Below are 730 nucleotides of genomic sequence, written 5' to 3' on the forward strand. Positions count from 1 at the left end.
TGTGCTGTTCTTATATCAAAGCTACTTAGTACTCAGCGCAAATAGACGCGCGCCACGCGTGGTCAAAATCGCCACTCATATTATCTATGCACTACTAATCCTGTCAGGTGCGATCATGCTCATGCAACTGATGAGTGCTAACGCGCCTGTACAGTGGGTGTTTGCCAAAATCATCTTACTTATCGCAGCGATTAGCTCAAGCATCAAAGCCTTTAATGCCGATGCGACACCCACTCAGAGCAAAACAGGTATCCTGATTGCAGCTGTCGCGTATATTGGCATTGTAATACTCGCCTTTGCTAAACCGGCCAATTTATTCTGATAAGCAATTGTCGTTGTAGCAGAGCTTCAATATTTTGAGTAAATATCATACTGCCATCGCACAAGCAGTCGTATTGATAAGATCATAAAATATTTAACCATTTATATTTTTTCAATATCTTAATCATGCAATTTTTGCTATCTTAAATAGATATAAATACAATCACTTAGCCTAATGGAGCCACTATGAAAACGTTTACCACAGCGACACTACTGGCAACAGTTGGCGTTTTTGCGCTCTCAGGCTGTGCCTCTACTGGTAATGTCACGCCGCAATATGTGCCGCCAAGTACTTATCAAAACTATAACTGCCAAGCATTGAGCCAAGAGTACAATCGCGTCAACCGTTATGTCGAAGCAGCGCGCAATGAGCAATCTACCTTGGCGGCTTCGGGTGTGGGTGTTGGCG

At 43.3% G+C, this 730-nt stretch carries 1 protein-coding gene and 1 pseudogene; both read left to right on the forward strand.

Translation table 11 applies throughout. The annotated features are described in order from the left end of the window. Position 1 precedes the first annotated feature (1 nt). Entirely contained in the window at positions 2–322 is a 321-nt protein-coding gene (locus ACS8FC_RS17265) for a SirB2 family protein (RefSeq protein WP_439297686.1), read from the forward strand. Between the two features lie 185 nt (positions 323–507). Further along, positions 508–730 (forward strand): annotated as a pseudogene (locus tag ACS8FC_RS17270) (hypothetical protein); the annotation flags it as partial.

It is taken from the genome of Psychrobacter sp. 1Y4 (genome assembly GCF_051847555.1).